Consider the following 18,274-nt stretch of genomic DNA (forward strand, 5'->3'; position numbering starts at 1 on the left):
ACGCCATCGCTGGCAAGGCAAGCACGCGCTTTAGAAATCGCGCTTGTAGAAAATATCCAGCGAACTGGCCACGCCACTGGCCGCTTCCACGTAAACCTTCTTGCTCAGCTTGTAGCGCAGCGCAATGGTGCTTGCCGGTTCAAACACGCCCACGCCATAACGCAAACTGAGCTTCTCGGTAATATTGCCGCTGGCCACCACACTGGTGGCATCGCCGCTGCCTGCGGTGTCGAGCTGGAAATCCTGAATCCCCAGATCCTTGGCCAGGCTGCTGGTGACCCCGGAACTGCCCATCAAGCCCAACCCCAGCGCCGCTTGCGCGAGCATGTTGTTGTCTTCGCCGTTGGTGCTCAGCGGACGGCCGAGGACCAGATAGGACAAGGCCTGCTCCTGACTCATCGCCGGTTCCGAGAAGATCTGTGTGGTCGGCTGCTCGGCGCTGCCGCTCAGGCGAATACCGGCGATGACGTCGTCGGTCTGGCGGATCGCTTCGATGTCCAGATACGGCTGATCGAGGGGACCGGCGAACAATAGCCGCGCGCGGCGCACCGACAGACGCTGGCCGTAGGCACTGTAGCGGCCATCGTTGAGCCACAGCTCGCCACGGGTGTCCATGTTGTCGCCGATGTGCACATGACCCTTGACGTTGGCGGTCAGACCAAAACCGGCGAACGCGAGTTTGTCTTCACCGACAATCACGTCGATGTCCATTTTCATCGCCAGCGGTGGTTTGCCCTCTTCGGTCTGTGCGCCGACGATGATCGTGTCATCGGAAACCTTCACCGTTGACGGCGGCAATTCGCGCACGGTGATTTCGCCTTTGGGGACCTGCACTTTGCCGGCGATTTTCAGCTCGTCGCCGGCCATGGAAATCTTCAGATCCGGCGCCACTTCGAGCTTGGCGTACGGCTCGACGGTGACCGGCAACTGCGTGCCCTTCAACGCCAGATCGACCACCAGCGCCTGCCCCCAGGCGACGTTACCGTTGAGGCTGCCCTGCCCGCTCTTACCGCTTTTCCAGCCACCGTCGAGGCGTACCGATTCGCCGGCAATCAGGGCGGTGAGTTGCAGGTTCTGCAGCTCCATCGGCAACTCGGCGCCGGACACTTCGCCGTCACTGAGTTGCACGGTGCCGTTGACCAACGGTGCCAGCAGTCCGCCGGAAATCGTCCCGCTGCCATTCAGGCGTCCGGTGAGTTTTTCAACCATCGGCACAAATGGCCGCGCGACCGATAGGTCCAACCCACTGAGGCGGAACGAACCGCTCAGCGGTTTGTTTTTCGGCAGCGGATTGAGCTGCGCCTGCACCATCAGTTCGCCGAGTTTGCCGCCGACGAAATTCAGTTCTGTATCGACGCGTTTCGGCGTCAGTTTGCTGGTAAGTTTCAGCGTCTGGTACGGGAAGTCCAGCCACTGATCCTTTTCCTTCATGCGCAAGGTGCCGCCACTGGCGTCGATGCTGACCACGCCGTTCGGGCCGCTGGCCGGCAGGTCCAGTTGCAGATCGGCGTTGAGCTTGCCCTTCCAGGCAAAATCTTTCGGCAACCATTGCGCCAGACTTTCGATCGGGAACTGCTTGAGGTGGTAGCGCAGTTTCGGCTCCGGCATCAGCCGTTGATCTTCACCGCACAGGCTGGCATCGCCGGACATCCAGCAATGCGCGCCGAAGTTGATCTTGCCGTCAGCCAGACGTTCCAGTTTGGCCGGATTCTGCAGTTTCCAGTCCTGGCCGCCGGCCTGAATGTCGCCGCTGGCCAGGCGCCCACGCCAGTTGCCTTTGTCCAGATTGCCGTCCAGACCAAGGGCAAGTTTCAGCTTCGGCCCGATCAGGTCGAGGTTGAGTTTCTGGTTCTTGATGTCGCCCTGAGCACTCGCGGTCAGCACACCCAGGTTGGTGTCGCCGGCCTGAATGCCGCTGCCCTTCAGATCGATCTTTGCCCGCTGCGCACTGTCGAGGGTGGCATCGAGGTTGAGGCTTTGCAGGCGATTGTCCTGGAAGGCCAGTTGCGAACCTTGCAGGTCGAGTTTGCCCTGCGGCGCCTTCAACGTACCGGCGACGTTGACCTGACCGATGACTTGCCCGCGCAGTTGCGGCCAGAGCTGGGCCAGACGCGACAGCTTGATATCGATCTGCCCGGTGAGTTTCTGTTGCAGGCTGCCCTTGCCGTTGATGCTGTTGTCGCCGAGGCGGATTTGCAGGGCATTCAGGTTCCACTGCTCGCCGGCGCCGTCAGCCTTGGCCCGGAGGATCGCCGGTTGACCGCGCAGTTTGCCTTTCAAGTCGAGGTCGGCGGTCAGACTCAGGCGCTCGTTCTTCATTTCGCCTGTGCTTTTCAGCGGTCCCGCTAACGTACCCGGCAATTCGGCGACCCAGTACGCCGGGTTGAGCGCCGACAGATCCAGCGCCGTGTCCCAGGCGATGCCATCGGCGAACTGCACGTTGACGTGACCTTCTGCCTTGCCCTGCCCGGCTTGCATTTTCAGTTGCGGAAAAGCGATCTGTTTAAGGCTGCCGCTGAACGGACTGCTCAGGGTAAACGCGCCGGCCGGACCATCCAGTGCGGCGTCGAAGTTACCGAGGTATTGACCGTCGGTGTAGGAGACTTCGCCAGTAAACGTACGCAAGGCGACTTGGGGCTCGTCGATTTCGTTATAGAGCCGATGCCACGGGAAATCCTGCCAGTTGATATTGGCTTGCGCGCTGAGGCCTTTGCTCCAATCGACGCTGCCAGTGAGCTTCAGGCTCTGCTTGTCGTTGGCCGTCAGGTCGAGGCCGGCAATCTGCGCGCCGCTGGCGTCGACTTTGCCTTTGAGCAACAGCGCCACCGGGCCTTTGTCGGCGGGCAGCGTGGCGTTGCCGTTGAGCTGATAACCGTTTTTCAGGTCGCCTTCGCCGGTCAGCAGCAGTTGATTGAGCTGCAGGGTGTCCGGCAGGTCAGTGCTCGGTTTGAACGCATCGCTGGTGATACGCACTTTGGCCGGCAGGTTTTCCGCCAGCGGTTGCAGTTCGCCGCTCAACTGGCCGTCGAGGTAACCCCGGCTGTCGGCGTGCAGGTTGAGGGTTTTCAACAGGTCGCCGTCGATCTTCAACGCCAGTGTCCACGGCCCAGTACCCGGCGATGGCAACGTCAGGTCACCGGCGATGTTCAGCGGCCAGTTGCCGGTCGGCGTGAGTGTGCCGGACAGGTTCAGGCTGAGGTCGTCGCGCTGCAATTTCACGCTGTCGATCTGCATGCCTTGCGCAGTCCAGTGCGCCGCCAGTTGCAAGCCCTTGAGCTGTTCGCTGCCATTGAACAACAGACTGCCGACCTGCACGTCGCCCAGCTCGATAGCCACTGGTAATTGCAGATCCGGCAGTTTGATCGGGCCGCTTTCGGTGGTTTCTGCACTCGGCGGGAACTGCAAAATGACCTGATCAGCCTTGAGCTGTTCGATGCACAGGGTCATGCGCGTCAGGCACAGCGGCGACCAGGCGAAAATCGCCTTGTTCAGTTCGACGCGACTGCTGTCCTGTTGCCACACCAGATGATCGGCGCTCCATTGCCCGCCGAGGCGACCCTGGAAATTCTCGACACTGAGGCCCGGCACGAGGCCCAGCATCCAGCGACTGCCGGCCGCCGTGCCGAGTACGGCAGTGACACTCAATACAATCAACAACACCAGCGCCAACAGCGTCAGTGCCGTTATTTTCAAACCACGCTTCACAGCTCAGGCCCCATGGAAAAGTGCAGCCGGATGCCGCCATCGTCGTCGAGTGCGTGGGCCAGGTCGAGGCGGATCGGCCCCACCGGCGAGACCCAGCGCACACCAATGCCGACCCCGGTCTTGAGGTTCGGCAGTTCGAGTTTGTTGAAGGAGTTGCCCTGATCGACGAAAGTCGCGACGCGCCATTTCTCGGCGATCGAGTATTGATACTCGACGCTGCCAGCGACCATGTAACGGCCGCCGATTCGGTCGCCATCGGAGTTTTTCGGCGACAGGCTCTGGTAGTCGTAACCGCGCACACTCTGATCGCCACCGGCGAAGAAACGCAGTGACGGTGGCACCGAGTTGTAGCCGTTGGTGGCGCTGCCGCCGACCTGCACGCGACCGAGGAAGCGGTGCTTGTCGAATACCGTGGTCAAGCCTTTGACCAGCGCCGTACCATATAGAAGGTTGTTATCGGAACCGAGGCCTTCCTTCGCCACTTTGCTTTCGAAGCTCAGGCGATAGCCGTTGTGAGGGTCGATGCGGTTGTCGCTTTTCAGATACGAGTAACTGATGCCGGGCATCAGCAAGGTACTCAGGCCGGAGTCGTCGCCGAGTTCATATTCTTCGCGCTGCCATTTCAGCGAAATCACCCGCTGCCAGCCGCTCGGTAATTTGCTGTGCCATTCCGGGCCGAAGGTCAGCAGTTTGCTCAAGGTGTCGGAGCCGTCGATGTCTTCGAATTGATAGCCGCCGGCCCAACGCAATTTGTCGGTCAGTGGCGGATCGAGCGGAATGTCGTAGAACAGCCCGACGTTTTGCCGTGGCGCCGACAGCTCGGCTTCCCAGCCATAGCTGTCGCCTTGCGGGTTGACCCAGTGGCGTGTCCAGTTGGCTTTGATGCGCGGGCCGACGTCGGTCGAATAACCCAGGCCCAGGCCCATGGTGCGCGGCTTGCGCGTGTCGAGTTTGACGTCCACGGGGATCACATCATTCTTCGCCGTGGTCGGTGCGGCATCGACGCGCACGCCTTCGAAATAGCCGCTCGATTGCAGGTCGCGGTTGAGTTCGGCGATCAGCTCGGAGTCATACGGTTCGCCTTCCTTGAACGGCACCATGCGTTGCAGCAGGTCTTCGTCAAACGGCGTGTCGCCTTCGAATTTGACCTTCCCCAGCGCATAACGTGGGCCGCTTTCGTAGATCAATTCAACGTCGGCGACACCGGCGCGCGGGTCGACCATAAGTTTCTGGCGGGTGAAATGGCCACTGAAGAAACCGAAGCGCGAGGCCTGATTCTGAATAAGTCTTTTGGCGTCTTCATAACGCCCATGATTGAGCACCGCGCCGGACTTGAGCACGTCGCTTTTCGGCACACGAAAGGATTTGAGGGAGGCAGCCGGGCCGTCGACACGGATGGTGACGTTGCGCAGGCGGATCGGCTCGCCGGGATCGATGTTCAGCACCAGACGCGGCTTGTTGCCGCCCTTGACGTCACTTTCAATCTGCGGCTGGTAGTAGCCCAACGCCTGGGCCGCTTTGCGCGCCTGCTCTTCGGCACCGCGACTGAAGCGCTGCAGGGCTTCTTCGTCACGATCGCCGAGGCTGCCGATATAGCCTTCTATATTGGCCTTGAGTTCATCGTTGGACGGTTTGATCCGCACATCCAATTCACTTTGCGCCAGCGCCGCGCAGCTGGTTAACAGCATGAGCACGCCACTGGTAAATCTTCCTGGAAACTTCATAGGCGCGGATGCTATCACGGGCTTGGGAGCGTGATAGAACAGGAAATTTCCCAAGAAGTTCGATTGTCATGCTGTTGCAGTTTGTAACACCTGCGGATTGGCGTGGAAAAATACATGTTCGCGCACCGGGCCGACGGCAACTTCGCCGATCTCTTGGTAACCCTGCCTTTTATAGAATTCCAGGTAACGCGGGTTGCCGGTGTCGAGTACCACGCCCTGCGAGGTTTCGTCGACCGCGCACCAGTTGTGCACGGCCGTCAGCAGTTGTTCGCCAAAGTGCTTGCCCTGAAATTGTGGGTGAATCCCCAGCAGCGGCAGCATGTGCACCGAATCAGTCGGCACGCAGGCGGAAACCGCATCATGGTATTCGAGATAGCGGCGGGTGCAGCGGAAACCGGTGCTGAGCACCATGCGCAGGCGCCAGGCCCAACTTTCAGTGATGCCCAAACGGCGTTGTGGCGGCGCGATCAGAGCGATGCCGATCAGGCGGTCGTTGACCAGCAGGCCGATGGCGGGCAAGTCCTGCAGAAAATGTTGCTTGACCAGCTCACGCACCGTCGCCCGCACGCGTTGTTCATAGCCGGGGCGCTCGGCTTCGAACAGGTAGCCGAAGGTCGGCTCGTGGCGATACGCCTGATAGAGCAGCGAGCGGGCTTCGCGGGAATAGCCGCGGTCGAGCATATGAATGTCGGCGATGGCGGTCTGGGTTTCAGGCATGACGGTGATTCTCCCCGGGGCGCGTCCAAGTGGCGGCGCTCTTGTTGGTACGAACCTTTTGGCGGTGGGACAGTTCCCCACAGGTATAGACCAACCTTGGATCTTCATCGACTGGGAGCACGCTATCGCTGGCAAGCCAGCTCCCACAGGTTTTGTGGACGCCGCAATCACTGTGGGAGCTGGCTTGCCAGCGATGGGGCCGGCCCATGCAACAAAAATCCCACAGACCAAAATGATTTCTCCCACACTGGCCCATTTCCCCCCTGTCAGCTAGCATCGCCCTTTTGCCAGGACTGCCGACCATGAAGATCGTTTCCTTCAACATCAACGGACTGCGCGCCCGTCCGCATCAGCTGGCAGCGCTGATCGAAAAACATCAGCCGGACGTCATCGGCCTACAAGAAACCAAGGTTCACGACGACCAATTCCCGCTCGAAGAAGTCCGCGCCCTCGGCTACCACGTGTATTTCCACGGCCAGAAAGGTCACTACGGCGTAGCGATGTTGTCGCGTCAGGAACCGATTGCGATCCACAAAGGTTTTGCCACCGACGAAGAAGACGCCCAGCGCCGCTTTATCTGGGGCACCTTCGCCGACGCCAATGGCGTGCCGGTGACGATCATGAACGGCTACTTCCCGCAGGGTGAAAGCCGCGACCACCCGACCAAATTCCCCGCCAAGCAGCGTTTTTACAGCGATCTGCAAGCGTTGCTGGAAAGCCAGTTCCACAACGAACAGCCCGTGGTGGTGATGGGCGATGTAAACATTTCCCCGGAAGACTGCGACATTGGCATTGGCCCGGACAACATGAAGCGCTGGCTGAAAACCGGCAAGTGCAGCTTCCTGCCGGAAGAGCGCGAGTGGATGGCACGCCTGAAGGATTGGGGTCTGACGGATAGTTATCGCCACCTGAACCCGGACGTGACCGACATGTTCAGCTGGTTCGATTACCGCAGCCGTGGGTTTGAGGATGAGCCGAAGCGTGGCCTGCGGATTGATGTGATTCTGGCCTCTCATGGTTTGTTGCCACGGGTGAAGGCCGCCGGTGTCGACTATGAATTGCGCGGGATGGAAAAACCTTCCGACCATGCGCCGATCTGGCTTGAATTGAGCTAAAAGCAAAAGATCGCAGCCTGCGGCAGCTCCTGCATTGGTACGCATTCCCTGTAGGAGCTGCCGCAGGCTGCGATCTTTTGATCTGTCATCTTTTGGTCATGCGCCTGACTTAATCTCCCCGGCAATCCCCTTGGCTTGATTCGGTGCCGGCATGACCCTGCGTGTTCTGTGCGTGTTTCTCTTGAGTGCGTGGCTATCGGTTTCCGCCGCTGCCCTGCCCCTTCCTGAAAACGGCCCCGCGCTGCGCATTCAAGGTTCCAACACCATCGGCGCCGAACTCGGCCCGGCGCTGGTTGAAGGGTTGCTGCAGGAACAAGGCCTGCTGAAAATCCACCGCGAAACCCCGGACACCGCCAATGAATTGCGCATCGTCGGGCAGACCGCTCAAGGCAAACGCGTGATCGTTGAAGTCGCCGCCCACGGTTCCAGTACCGGTTTCACCGCGTTGAAAAATGCCAGCGCCGATCTGGCAGCGTCCTCTCGCGAGATCAAGGACAGTGAATTGCAGGCCCTGCAATCGCTGGGCGATCTGAAAAACCCCGCCGCCGAACAGGTCATCGCCATCGACGGTCTGGCGATCATCCTTCATCCCGACAATCCCCTCCAACAACTGGACACCGAACAACTGGCGCGGATCTTCGCCGGCGAAGTGAAAACCTGGGAGGATCTTGGCGGGCGTGGCGGTGCGATTCATTTATATGCGCGCGATGATCAGTCCGGTACTTACGACACGTTTAAGGAACTGGTCCTTAGCAGGCGTGGGAAAAGTCTGAACAGCGCCGCGAAACGGTTTGAATCCAGCGAGCAATTATCCGACGCCGTCAGCGCGGATCCGCAAGGCATTGGCTTCATCGGTTTGCCCTACGTACGTCAGGCCAAAGCCGTGGCGATTGCCGATGGCGCGTCGCAATCGATGCTGCCGCTGAATAGCCTGATAGCCACCGAGGACTATCCGCTGTCACGGCGTTTGTTCTTCTATCTGCCACCCGACAGCAACAATCCTTGGGCGCAGGCGTTGGTGGCGTTTGCGCAAAGCCGTCAGGGTCAGGCGATTGTGGCGGCTAGCGGCTTTATCAGTCAGACCGTGCATGCGATGACCGTCGCGCCGAACGCGCTGATGCCCGAGGGCTATCAATCCCTCAGCCGTCACGCCCAGCGTCTGACCGTGAACTTCCGCTTTGAAGAAGGCAGCGCGAATCTCGATAACAAGGCGCGCCAGGATCTGGCACGAGTGTTCGACTATATAAAGCGTCATGACAAGACTGAACGCTCGGTGACATTGGTTGGGTTTGGTGATGCCAAAGATGACCCGGCACGGGCAGATCTGCTGTCGAAGCTGCGGGCGATGGCGGTGCGGCGTGAGTTGGTGAAGAACGGCGTGGTGCTGCGTGAGGTTCGCGGCTTTGGCGCGTTGATGCCGGTGGCGGCGAACAATGTGGATGAGGGACGGATCAAGAATCGGCGGGTTGAGGTTTGGGTGTATTAAGCCTGATGTTGATGTGTTGAACCTGCTTACGTCATCGCTGGCAAGCCAGCTCCCACAGGTTTTTTGAGCGTACATGAATTTTGTGTACGACTCGGACACTGTGGGAGCTGGCTTGCCAGCGATGAACGATAACGCGGTGCTGGATCAGCGTTCGCTACGCAGCATTTCCTTCGGCACATACTTGCCGATCTCGAATTTGCCGATCGCCGCACGGTGCACTTCGTCCGGGCCATCGGCCAGGCGCAAAGTACGTTGCATGGCGTACATGTAGGCCAGCGGGAAATCGTTCGACACCCCAGCCCCGCCATGCATCTGGATCGCCCGGTCGATCACCCGCAGCGCGACGTTCGGCGCAACCACTTTGATCTGCGCGATTTCGCTCTTCGCCACTTTATTGCCGACGGTGTCCATCATGTACGCCGCTTTCAGCGTCAGCAGACGTGCCATGTCGATTTCCATCCGCGAATCGGCGATCTTGTCGACGTTGCCGCCCAGTCGTGCCAGCGGCTTACCGAATGCAGTGCGGCTCACCGAGCGTTTGCACATCAATTCCAATGCACGTTCCGCCATGCCGATTGAACGCATGCAGTGGTGAATGCGGCCTGGGCCAAGACGACCCTGTGCGATTTCGAAACCGCGACCTTCACCGAGCAAAACGTTCTCGTACGGTACGCGCACATTGTCGAACAGTACTTCGGCGTGGCCGTGTGGTGCATCGTCGTAACCGAACACCGGCAACGGACGGACGATTTTCACCCCGGGGGTATCGACCGGCACGAGGATCATCGAGTGCTGAGCGTGACGCGGTGCATCGGGATTGCTCAGGCCCATGAAAATAAGGATCTTGCAACGCGGATCGCAGGCGCCGGAGGTCCACCATTTTTTGCCGTTGATAACCCACTCGTCACCATTGCGCTCGGCGCGGGCGGCCATGTTGGTGGCATCGGAAGAAGCTACGTCGGGTTCGGTCATGGCGAACGCCGAGCGGATTTCGCCGCGCAACAGCGGTTCGAGCCAGCGCTGTTTCTGTTCTTCGTTGGCGTAGCGCACCAGCACTTCCATGTTGCCGGTGTCCGGCGCCGAGCAGTTGAACGGCTCCGGACCGAGCAGCGAGCGGCCCATGATTTCTGCCAATGGCGCGTATTCGAGGTTGCTCAGGCCGGCACCGAGTTCCGATTCCGGCAGGAACAGATTCCATAAACCTTCAGCCTTGGCCTTGGCTTTGAGCTCTTCCATGATCGCCGTCGGCTGCCAGCGATCGCCTTCGGCAACCTGGCGTTCGAACACGGCTTCGGCCGGGTAAACGTAAGTGTCCATGAACGCGGTCACGCGCTCACGCAGTTCTTGCACCTTGGGCGAATAAGCGAAATCCATGATCAATTACCTTCTTGGGCAGAGGTTGTTCAAGTCATGCAATCGATGCTAGAACAGCGTTGATAATTTACCTAGCCTATTCTCGGCGTGTATAAACATTCATCACCGATATATGATCGGCTGATTGCCAGCCCCCAAAACACCGCCCTAAATAACAAGAGAAGCCGCGTTATGAATCTGAGTAAGGTCGACCTCAACCTTTTCATCGTCTTCGACGCGATTTACACCGAAGCCAACCTGACCCGCGCCGGGCAGATTGTCGGCATCACCCAGCCGGCGGTGTCCAACGCTCTGGCACGGTTGCGCGAGACCTTCAACGATCCGCTGTTCGTGCGCACGGCGCAGGGCATGGTGCCGACGCCGATGGCGCAGAACATCATCGGCCCGGTGCGCAACGCGCTGTCGCTGCTGCGCGTGTCGGTTCAGGAAAGCCGCATTTTCAACCCGGCGCAAGCGGTGAAGACCTACCGCATCAGCATGACCGACCTCACCGAGGCGGTGATTCTACCGCCGCTGTTCCAGCGTCTGCGCCGCCTGGCGCCGACGGTGATCATCGAAAGTTTCCTGTCAAAACGTCGCGAAACCACCAAGGAACTGGCCGCCGGGCGTCTGGATTTCGCCGTGGATGCGCCGCTCAACACCGACCCGCAGGTGCGCCACGTCAAGCTGATGGAAGACCGTTACGTCTGCGCGATGCGCAAAGGTCATCCAATGGCGGGCAAGGAAAAGCTTTCACTGGATGATTATTTGTCGCTGACGCATATCCATATTTCCAGCCGGCGCAGTGGCCTGGGGTATGTCGATCTGGCGCTGGGCAAAATGGGCATTCAGCGCAAGATTGCCTTGCGCTCGCAGCACTATCTGATGGCGTCGCAGGTGATGCAGCAGACGGATATGGTGATGACCGTGCCGGAGCGCTTTGCCCGTCGCCATGAGCTGCAGGCGTTTAATCTGCCAGTGAATGATGTGCCGCCGGTGGAGACGCATTTGTATTGGCATGAAAGCACCGATCAGGACCCGGCGAATCGCTGGATGCGCGAACAGATGATCGAGTTGTGCCAGCAGGTGACGGCGCAGGAGAAGAAGCTCGATAAGCAGGTGGTGTAAGGAAAGATCAAAAGATCGCAGCCTTCGGCAGCTCCTACATTTGGAATCCATGCCCCTGTAGGAGCTGCCGAAGGCTGCGATCTTTTTCTTGCTTGACGTAAACGTCAACCTGCCATTAGCTTAGCGCCAAGACCTTTTTTCGAGCGCTTCCATGAGCAGCCAGACTTACAGCATCTCCGACCTCGCCCGCGAGCTGGACATCACCACCCGGGCGATCCGCTTTTATGAAGAGCAAGGCCTGCTCAGCCCTGAGCGCCGTGGCCAGGAACGCATCTATTCGCCCCGCGACAAGGTTAGCCTGAAGCTGATCCTGCGCGGCAAGCGCATCGGTTTTTCGCTGGCCGAATGCCGCGAATTGATCGAACTCTACGACCCGTCCAGCGGTAACACCAAACAGCTCAACAGCATGCTGGCGAAAATCACTGAGCGCCGCGAACAATTGGAGCAGCAGTTGCTCGACATTGAGCAGATGAAGCTCGAGCTGGATACCGCCGAAGAGCGTTGCGTGCAGGCGCTGGAGCAAACGCTCAAGAGCCAGCAGGCGATCTGACAAACAAAACAAATCCCCTGTGGGAGCGAGCCTGCTCGCGAATGCGCCGGGTCAATCACCATAGATGTTGAATGACAGATTGCATTCGCGAGCAAGCCCGCTCCCACAGGGTTATCCATGAATTCAAGATAATCAGCAGGTCAGCCCATGTCCCTCCCCTCCCAAGTACGCCTGATTGAAGTCGGCCCGCGCGATGGCCTGCAGAACGAAGCCCAGCCGATCAGCGTCGCCGACAAGGTGCAACTGGTCGACGCCCTCAGCGCCGCCGGCCTTGGCTATATAGAAGTCGGCAGTTTCGTTTCGCCCAAATGGGTGCCGCAAATGGCCGGTTCCGCCGAGGTGTTCGCACAAATCCAGCGCAAACCCGGCGTGACCTACGGTGCTCTCGCGCCGAACCTGCGCGGCTTCGAAGACGCCATCGCCGCTGGCGTCAAGGAAGTCGCGGTGTTCGCCGCTGCCTCCGAAGCCTTCTCGCAACGCAACATCAACTGCTCGATCAGCGAAAGCCTGGCGCGCTTTGCGCCGATCCTGGAGGCAGCGCAACAGCATGGCGTTACCGTGCGCGGTTACGTGTCCTGTGTGCTCGGTTGCCCGTACGAAGGCACGGTCGCCCCAGAGCAAGTGGCGATGGTCGCGCGCGAGTTGTATGCGATGGGCTGCTACGAGGTTTCGCTGGGCGACACCATCGGCACTGGCACGGCGGGCGCGACTCGCCGCTTGTTTGAAGTGGTGTCGGCGCAGGTTCCGCGCGACAAGCTTGCCGGGCATTTCCACGACACCTACGGTCAGGCCATGGCCAATATCTATGCCAGTCTGCTTGAAGGCATTTCAGTATTCGACAGCTCTATCGCGGGCCTTGGCGGCTGCCCGTACGCCAAAGGCGCGAGCGGTAACGTTGCGACTGAAGATGTGGTGTACCTGCTCAACGGCCTAGGCATCGAGACAGGAATCGACCTGGACACCTTGATTGCCGCGGGTCAGCAGATCAGCGCGGTGCTGGGTCGTCCGAACGGTTCGCGCGTAGCCAAGGCTCGCAGCGCACAGTGAGGGGGAAGGTGTTACCGATGAGTCTGGAATGTGGGCTGAAGCGAGTAACACGGAAACAAATTGTCTGGTTTCGCCTGATCGAAAAATCCTGAAAATTTTCAAATCATTGATTTATAAGGTTTTTTTAAAGTTGGCACGCGTAATGCTATCTCTATGGCATAACAAGAATAAAAAGCAGCAAACCAATAAAAATAAGACGTACCGACTCTGACATAACAAAAACAACACGGCAGAGACGCAGCTAACAGATTTTTTTGGAGAAGGTGTGCTTTTCAGGGTGCTCTCAGGAGTGACCCGCAACCGGGCAGAGAACAATAAAACTACCTTCAGGTAGCTCCCGAATCGGTTGGATCGCTTAGCGAGAAAGCAGATCAGCGCTCAAAAAAATACGTTTGCTCTTGACCCCGGATGGGGGTCGCCAAAAACAGCGGTAAAGGGCCACGGTTGCCAAAAACAACAACAGACCGACCCTCAATAATAAAAAAGAGCACGCGACGACAAAATTAAAGGGGAGCCTCGGCTCCCCTTTGTGCTTTCTGTGATTCCTTAAAAAATCATACGAAACATTGTGGGAGCTGGCTTGCCAGCGATTGCGGTAGACCAATCGACATAGATGCTGGCTGACCTGACGCCATCGCTGGCAAGCCAGCTCCCACAGGGATGGTGGTTACCGTTCGATTGTTTTTAACTCTTCGATACTTATTTCACGCATCCTGAATTTCTGAATCTTGCCCGTCACCGTCATCGGAAACTCTTCGACGAACTTGAAGTGCCGTGGCGTCTTGAAGTGCGCGATGCGCTCCTTGCACCAGGTTTGCAGTTCCAGTTCGGAAGCGTTGTGGCCGGGGTGAAATTTGATCCAGGCAACAATCTCCTCGCCGTAACGCGAACACGGTATGCCGATCACCTGAACATCCGCCACGGCCGGATGGTTGAAGAAAAACTCTTCCAGCTCACGCGGGTAAACATTCTCGCCGCCACGAATGATCATGTCCTTGTTGCGCCCGGCGATGTTGACGTAACCCTCCTCGTTCATGCTCGCCAGGTCACCGGTGTGCATCCAGCCCGCTTCATCGATGGCTTCGGCGGTGGCCTGCGGATTGCTCCAATAGCCGAGCATCACGCTGTAACCGCGAGTGCACAGCTCGCCGATGGTGCCGCGTGGCACGAGGTTTCCGGCTTCGTCGATGATCTTGCTTTCCAGTTGTGGCTGCGTGCGGCCGACGGTGGTCACGCGCAGTTCCAGCTCATCGTTCGGCCCGGTTTGCAGTGACACCGGGCTGGTTTCGGTCATGCCGTAAGCAATTTGCACTTCGCTCATGTGCATCTCGCTGATGACCCGGCGCATCACTTCGATCGGGCACGTGGCACCCGCCATGATCCCGGTGCGCAAGCTCGACAGATCGAATTCGCCGCGCTGTGGCTGGTCGAGCATGGCGATGAACATGGTCGGCACGCCGTAGAGGCCGGTGGCTTTTTCTGCGGCGACGGTTTGCAGGGTCAGCAATGGATCGAAGGCATCGTTGGGGTAAATCATCGTGCTGCCGTGGGTGATACAGCCGAGGTTGCCCATGACCATGCCGAAGCAGTGATACAGCGGCACCGGGATCACCAGCCGGTCATGCGGCGTCAGGCCAATGCTCTCGCCGACCATGTAACCGTTGTTGAGGATGTTGTAGTGGCTGAGGGTCGCGCCCTTGGGAAAACCGGTGGTGCCGGAGGTGTACTGAATGTTCACCGGTTGATCGAAGTGCAGGCTGCTGCTGCGTTCGTTTAGTTGTTCGAGGGAAACGCTGGCTGCAAGGTCGGCCAATTGCGACCACGGCAGAAAACCTGACGGTGGCTGCGCATCGAGGCTGATCACCCCGCGCAATTCCGGTAGACGTTCGCTGCGTAATTGGCCGATGGATTGCTCGGCCAGTTCCGGCACCAGTCCCTGCAACATGCCGTGGTAGTTGGAGGACTTGAATGCCCCGGCGCAGACCAGCCATTGGCAGCCGGATTGTTTAAGTACGTATTCAAGTTCGGAACTGCGGTAGGCCGGGTTGATGTTGACCAGGATCACGCCGATTTTTGCAGTGGCGACTTGCGTGATGCACCACTGCGCGCAGTTCGGTGCCCAGATACCGAGGCGATCCCCCGCTTGCAAACCCAGAGCGAGCAGCGCTCTGGCGTGCAGATCCACCGCATCGGCCAGTTGTCGCCAGGAATAACGCAACTGCTGATGGCGCACCACCAGCGCTTCGCCGTCGGGATATTGCGCGACGGTCTGATCGAACTTCTGCCCGATGGTCATCGCCAGCAAGGCTTTGTCCTGAGAACCACGGGTATAGCTGCGCTGCGGGTTTGCACTGGGTTGATCCATGACGACCCCTATTGTCTTTATTAGTGGGTTTTGCCGGATTTAACGCCTGTGGGAGCGAGCTTGCTCGCGAAGAGGCCAGCGGATTCAACATCCATGTTGACCGATCTGACGCTTTCGCGAGCAAGCTCGCTCCCCCAAGGTCTACTCCGTTTCAATCTTGAACTGCCCTTACTCTCGCCTAAGTTGACGTTAACGTAAAGGGTGATTGACAGTCATTCGCCGCGAGCTTACGTTAACGTAAAGGTGAGAGCCGAGTGACCGCCCTCCCCACCCTACAAAAAAGCCAAAAGGTGCCCCATGAGCTATCCATCCCTGAACTTCGCCCTCGGTGAAACCATCGACATGCTGCGCGATCAGGTTCAGTCCTTTGTCGGCAAGGAAATCGCTCCGCGCGCCGCGCAGATCGACAGCGACAACCTGTTCCCCGCCGACATGTGGCGCAAATTCGGCGACATGGGCCTGCTCGGCATCACCGTGCCGGAAGAGTACGGCGGCGCTGGCCTTGGTTACCTGGCACACGTGGTGGCGATGGAAGAAATCAGCCGTGGCTCGGCCTCGGTGGCGTTGTCCTACGGCGCGCACTCCAACCTCTGCGTCAACCAGATCAACCGCAACGGCAACCACGAACAGAAATCCAAATACCTGCCAAAGCTGATCAGTGGCGAACATGTCGGCGCGCTGGCGATGAGCGAGCCAAACGCCGGTTCCGACGTGGTTTCAATGAAACTGCGCGCCGACAAACGCGGCGACCGCTTCGTCCTCAACGGCAGCAAAACCTGGATCACCAACGGCCCTGACGCCAACACCTACGTTATCTACGCCAAGACCGATCTGGAAAAAGGCCCCCACGGCATCACCGCATTCATCGTCGAGCGCGACTGGAAAGGCTTCAGCCGCAGCAACAAGTTCGACAAGCTCGGCATGCGCGGCTCCAACACCTGCGAGCTGTTCTTCGATGACGTTGAAGTGCCGGAAGAAAACATACTCGGCGTGCTAAACGGCGGTGTGAAAGTGCTGATGAGCGGCCTCGATTACGAGCGCGTCGTGCTGTCCGGCGGCCCAACCGGGATCATGCAGTCGTGCATGGACCTGATCGTGCCGTACATCCACGACCGCAAGCAGTTCGGCCAAAGTATCGGCGAGTTCCAGCTAATCCAGGGCAAGGTCGCCGACATGTACACCCAACTCAATGCCAGTCGCGCCTATCTGTATGCGGTTGCCCAGGCTTGCGAACGTGGCGAAACCACGCGCAAGGATGCCGCCGGAGTAATCCTCTATACCGCTGAGCGCGCCACGCAAATGGCCCTCGATGCGATCCAGATTCTCGGCGGTAACGGTTACATCAACGAATTCCCGGCGGGTCGTCTGTTGCGTGATGCCAAGTTGTACGAAATCGGCGCCGGCACCAGTGAGATCCGTCGCATGCTGATCGGTCGCGAACTGTTCAACGAAACCCGCTAAACGGAGCTGGCCATGGCTACCTTGCACACTCAGCTCAATCCCCGTTCAGCGGAGTTCGCCGCCAACAGTGCGGCGATGCTCAAACAGGTCGACGCCCTGCATACCCTGCTCGCCCAAGTGGCGCAGGGTGGCGGCGCGAAAGCCCAGGAACGCCACACCTCGCGCGGCAAACTGCTGCCACGTGAGCGCATCAACCGCTTGCTCGATCCAGGCTCGCCGTTTCTGGAAATCAGCCAATTGGCCGCCCACGCCGTGTATGGCGAAGAGGTTCCTGCCGCTGGTGTGATTGCCGGGATTGGTCGGATTGAAGGCGTCGAATGCATGATCGTCGCCAATGATGCGACGGTGAAGGGGGGGTCGTACTACCCGCTGACAGTGAAAAAACATCTACGCGCACAAACCATCGCTCAGCAGAACCGTCTGCCGTGTATTTATCTGGTGGACTCCGGCGGCGCCAACCTGCCGCGTCAGGACGAAGTGTTTCCGGATCGTGAGCACTTCGGGCGGATCTTCTTCAACCAGGCCAACATGAGCGCGATGGGCATTCCGCAAATCGCCGTGGTCATGGGCTCCTGCACCGCCGGCGGTGCGTATGTGCCGGCAATGGCGGATGAAGCGATCATGGTGCGCAATCAGGCGACGATTTTCCTCGCCGGCCCGCCGCTGGTGAAAGCCGCGACCGGTGAAGTGGTCAGCGCCGAGGATCTGGGTGGTGCCGATGTGCACTGCAAGATTTCCGGGGTCGCCGACCATTACGCCGAGAGCGACGAACATGCCCTCGCCCTCGCCCGCCGCAGCGTCGCCAACCTCAACTGGCGCAAGCTCGGTGAACTGCAACAGCGCGCTCCGATTGCGCCGCTGTACGCCAGCGATGAGTTGTATGGCGTGGTCTCGGCCGACGCCAAACAGCCGTTCGATGTGCGCGAAGTGATTGCGCGACTGGTCGACGGTTCGGTGTTCGATGAATTCAAAGCGCTGTTCGGCACCACGCTGGTCTGTGGCTTTGCACACCTGCACGGTTATCCGATCGCGATTCTGGCGAACAACGGCATCCTCTTCGCCGAAGCCGCGCAGAAAGGTGCGCACTTTATCGAACTGGCCTGCCAGCGCGGCATTCCGCTGTTGTTCCTGCAAAACATCACTGGCTTCATGGTCGGCCAGAAATACGAAGCCGGCGGCATCGCCAAGCACGGCGCGAAACTGGTAACAGCCGTTGCTTGCGCGAAAGTGCCGAAATTCACCGTGATCATCGGCGGCAGCTTCGGCGCCGGTAACTACGGCATGTGCGGGCGCGCTTACGATCCGCGTTTCCTGTGGATGTGGCCGAATGCGCGCATCGGCGTGATGGGCGCCGAACAGGCAGCCGGCGTATTGGTACAAGTCAAACGCGAACAGGCTGAGCGTAGCGGTCAGGCGTTCAGTGCCGAGCAGGAAGCCGAGATCAAACAACCGATTCTCGACCAATACGAAGAGCAGGGTCACCCTTACTATTCCAGCGCACGCCTGTGGGACGACGGCGTCATCGACCCGGCGCAAACCCGCGATGTGCTGGCCCTGGCCCTGTCCGCGTCGCTGAACGCGCCAATCGAACCGAGCCGCTTCGGCGTGTTCCGGATGTGATCG

At 59.2% G+C, this 18,274-nt stretch carries 12 protein-coding genes; 7 read left to right on the forward strand and 5 right to left on the reverse strand.

The genetic code is table 11. From position 1 onward, the window contains the following. Nucleotides 1-30 precede the first annotated feature (30 nt). The 3 genes from ACIF4X_RS09585 to ACIF4X_RS09595 form a co-directional block, all read right to left on the reverse strand. A complete protein-coding gene (locus ACIF4X_RS09585) occupies nucleotides 31-3,705 on the reverse strand; it encodes a translocation/assembly module TamB domain-containing protein (protein WP_397481928.1) in 3,675 nt (1,224 codons plus the stop codon). After that, nucleotides 3,702-5,429, reverse strand: coding sequence for an autotransporter assembly complex family protein (locus ACIF4X_RS09590; RefSeq protein ID WP_397481929.1), 1,728 nt, complete (start codon nucleotides 5,427-5,429; stop codon nucleotides 3,702-3,704). Before ACIF4X_RS09590 ends, ACIF4X_RS09585 begins: the two co-directional genes overlap by 4 nt. 66 nt (nucleotides 5,430-5,495) lie before the next feature. Continuing rightward, on the reverse strand, nucleotides 5,496-6,146 hold the full coding sequence (locus tag ACIF4X_RS09595; protein WP_141129139.1) for an N-acetyltransferase: 651 nt from the start codon (nucleotides 6,144-6,146) through the stop codon (nucleotides 5,496-5,498). Nucleotides 6,147-6,448: 302 nt separating this feature from the next. Between ACIF4X_RS09595 and xthA the strand changes: the two genes are divergently transcribed. Further along, nucleotides 6,449-7,261, forward strand: coding sequence for an exodeoxyribonuclease III (xthA, locus tag ACIF4X_RS09600; protein ID WP_397481930.1), 813 nt, complete (start codon nucleotides 6,449-6,451; stop codon nucleotides 7,259-7,261). A gap of 151 nt (nucleotides 7,262-7,412) precedes the next feature. Continuing rightward, complete coding sequence (locus ACIF4X_RS09605) at nucleotides 7,413-8,747, forward strand: substrate-binding domain-containing protein (RefSeq protein ID WP_397481931.1); 1,335 nt, start codon at nucleotides 7,413-7,415, stop codon at nucleotides 8,745-8,747. Between the two features lie 144 nt (nucleotides 8,748-8,891). On the opposite strand, the gene ACIF4X_RS09610 is transcribed toward ACIF4X_RS09605, so the two are convergent. Continuing rightward, entirely contained in the window at nucleotides 8,892-10,121 is a 1,230-nt protein-coding gene (locus tag ACIF4X_RS09610) for an acyl-CoA dehydrogenase (protein WP_242207594.1), read from the reverse strand. Between the two features lie 171 nt (nucleotides 10,122-10,292). Between ACIF4X_RS09610 and ACIF4X_RS09615 the strand changes: the two genes are divergently transcribed. The 3 genes from ACIF4X_RS09615 (at nucleotide 10,293) to ACIF4X_RS09625 (ending at nucleotide 12,825) form a co-directional block, all read left to right on the forward strand. Further along, nucleotides 10,293-11,228, forward strand: a complete 936-nt coding sequence (locus ACIF4X_RS09615) for a LysR family transcriptional regulator (RefSeq protein ID WP_007917233.1) — start codon at nucleotides 10,293-10,295, stop codon at nucleotides 11,226-11,228. 151 nt (nucleotides 11,229-11,379) lie between these two features. Continuing rightward, nucleotides 11,380-11,778 carry a MerR family DNA-binding transcriptional regulator gene (locus ACIF4X_RS09620; RefSeq protein WP_007917234.1) on the forward strand — a complete coding sequence of 133 codons (399 nt, stop codon included), beginning with the start codon at nucleotides 11,380-11,382 and terminating at the stop codon, nucleotides 11,776-11,778. Between the two features lie 147 nt (nucleotides 11,779-11,925). Further along, nucleotides 11,926-12,825, forward strand: coding sequence for a hydroxymethylglutaryl-CoA lyase (locus ACIF4X_RS09625; RefSeq protein ID WP_397481932.1), 900 nt, complete (start codon nucleotides 11,926-11,928; stop codon nucleotides 12,823-12,825). Nucleotides 12,826-13,492: 667 nt separating this feature from the next. Here the strand turns inward: ACIF4X_RS09625 and ACIF4X_RS09630 are convergent. Continuing rightward, complete coding sequence (locus ACIF4X_RS09630; protein ID WP_397481933.1) at nucleotides 13,493-15,190, reverse strand: AMP-binding protein; 1,698 nt, start codon at nucleotides 15,188-15,190, stop codon at nucleotides 13,493-13,495. 297 nt (nucleotides 15,191-15,487) lie between these two features. Here ACIF4X_RS09630 and ACIF4X_RS09635 point away from each other — a divergent pair, with 297 nt between their 5' ends. Both ACIF4X_RS09635 and ACIF4X_RS09640 read left to right on the forward strand, forming a co-directional pair. Further along, nucleotides 15,488-16,651, forward strand: coding sequence for an isovaleryl-CoA dehydrogenase (locus ACIF4X_RS09635; RefSeq protein WP_397481934.1), 1,164 nt, complete (start codon nucleotides 15,488-15,490; stop codon nucleotides 16,649-16,651). Between the two features lie 12 nt (nucleotides 16,652-16,663). Continuing rightward, nucleotides 16,664-18,271 (forward strand): carboxyl transferase domain-containing protein, encoded by a 1,608-nt coding sequence (locus ACIF4X_RS09640; RefSeq protein WP_397481935.1) that lies wholly within the window; start codon nucleotides 16,664-16,666, stop codon nucleotides 18,269-18,271. Nucleotides 18,272-18,274 lie beyond the last annotated feature (3 nt).

This window comes from Pseudomonas sp. NPDC085632 (assembly GCF_044541255.1).
In the GTDB taxonomy this organism is placed as follows: Bacteria; Pseudomonadota; Gammaproteobacteria; order Pseudomonadales; family Pseudomonadaceae; genus Aquipseudomonas.

Excerpts from the sequence above, each read along its gene's own strand:
- xthA (WP_397481930.1), top strand. The coding sequence starts at position 6,449 with ATGAAGATCGTTTCCTTCAACATCAACGGACTGCGCGCCCGTCCGCAT.
- ACIF4X_RS09590 (WP_397481929.1), bottom strand. The coding sequence starts at position 5,429 with ATGAAGTTTCCAGGAAGATTTACCAGTGGCGTGCTCATGCTGTTAACC.
- ACIF4X_RS09630 (WP_397481933.1), bottom strand. The coding sequence starts at position 15,190 with ATGGATCAACCCAGTGCAAACCCGCAGCGCAGCTATACCCGTGGTTCT.
- ACIF4X_RS09610 (WP_242207594.1), bottom strand. The coding sequence starts at position 10,121 with ATGGATTTCGCTTATTCGCCCAAGGTGCAAGAACTGCGTGAGCGCGTG.
- ACIF4X_RS09620 (WP_007917234.1), top strand. The coding sequence starts at position 11,380 with ATGAGCAGCCAGACTTACAGCATCTCCGACCTCGCCCGCGAGCTGGAC.
- ACIF4X_RS09595 (WP_141129139.1), bottom strand. The coding sequence starts at position 6,146 with ATGCCTGAAACCCAGACCGCCATCGCCGACATTCATATGCTCGACCGC.
- ACIF4X_RS09635 (WP_397481934.1), top strand. The coding sequence starts at position 15,488 with ATGAGCTATCCATCCCTGAACTTCGCCCTCGGTGAAACCATCGACATG.
- ACIF4X_RS09640 (WP_397481935.1), top strand. The coding sequence starts at position 16,664 with ATGGCTACCTTGCACACTCAGCTCAATCCCCGTTCAGCGGAGTTCGCC.
- ACIF4X_RS09605 (WP_397481931.1), top strand. The coding sequence starts at position 7,413 with ATGACCCTGCGTGTTCTGTGCGTGTTTCTCTTGAGTGCGTGGCTATCG.
- ACIF4X_RS09625 (WP_397481932.1), top strand. The coding sequence starts at position 11,926 with ATGTCCCTCCCCTCCCAAGTACGCCTGATTGAAGTCGGCCCGCGCGAT.
- ACIF4X_RS09615 (WP_007917233.1), top strand. The coding sequence starts at position 10,293 with ATGAATCTGAGTAAGGTCGACCTCAACCTTTTCATCGTCTTCGACGCG.